The sequence below is a fragment of the Alcanivorax sp. HI0044 genome (genome assembly GCF_001634945.1).
In genome coordinates this window covers 1-1,023 of sequence record NZ_LWEZ01001353.1, presented here as the reverse complement: position 1 = coordinate 1,023, position 1,023 = coordinate 1, and the positions used below count along the sequence as shown (strand labels likewise).

Here is a 1,023-nt window from a genome sequence, read left to right as displayed (position 1 = left end):
TCCGTCATCTCCCGCAAGCGCGCATAGAAATCCTGGGGCCCCAGGAAAAAGCCACCGTGCATCACCACCCCCCCGGCCAGGCTTTCACCGAACACCGCCTTCAAGGCTTCACGGGTGGTGCGATCGTCCAGATCATTGGGCACGGTCACGTCATTTGGCAGCTGCAGTTCGTCACCATGTTTGCTAATGCCGTCGCGGAAAATACCAAACCGTTTCAGGGTGCGTAGTTGCGCGCGGTCCAGCCGCCGACTGATGGCCGATTGCTCGCGCAGGGCATCCAGCAGCGCCAGCCCCGGCGTTGCCGGGTTGTGCATTTCCAGACGCTGCAGAGGTGCCCAGTCATAGACCGGGCGGCGAATGATGCCATCGTCAATCAACGTGAGCAGGCCATGGGTCATCATTTCGCTGCAACCGTAGAGGCCCTCACGAAAAACCCCGGTGCCCCCCTCCCGCTCAATCAAGGCGTCATGCTCAGGTGGCACACCCCAGGCTTTCAACGCACTCAGATAGCGGGGGTTGTCTTGCTCGCGCAAACGCAGATGATGCACCAGCGCATCGCCAAGGGCACCAATACCGATTTGCAGCGTGCCACAGTCACGCACCAGGGTACTGGCATGCAGGCCGACAAAATGGTCCTGAATATTCACCGGCATGTTCGGGGTACTGAACAACCGTGTGTGGCCTTCCGGGTCATCCACCAGCAGGTCCATCTCCGGTAGCCAATCGTCCACCCGGGCATCATTGCCCATAAAGGGCAGGTCCCGATGCACCTGCCCCACGGCCACGATGGTTTCACCGGCTTCCCGGCGGGCCTTGAGCAAGGGCATCAGGTCGAGCGTCACTTCCGGGTTGCAGGAAAAACTGTACTCGTCGTTACCGTCCACCTGCCGGTGAGCCAGTAATTGCGCTACCACATTCACACCGCGCGCATTGAGGTCCCGCGCCACATGGGTGTAGTTGCTGCTGATGTAATGTTGTTGAGCCACATCACTGCCCAGCATGCTGCCAGGCTGCACGAAAAAT

The 1,023-nt window shown here is 60.0% G+C and carries 1 pseudogene; it reads right to left on the bottom strand.

Annotation, left to right across the window (positions count from 1 at the left end):
* Positions 1–1,023, bottom strand: a pseudogene (locus tag A3730_RS31955) (acetyl-CoA hydrolase); the annotation flags it as partial.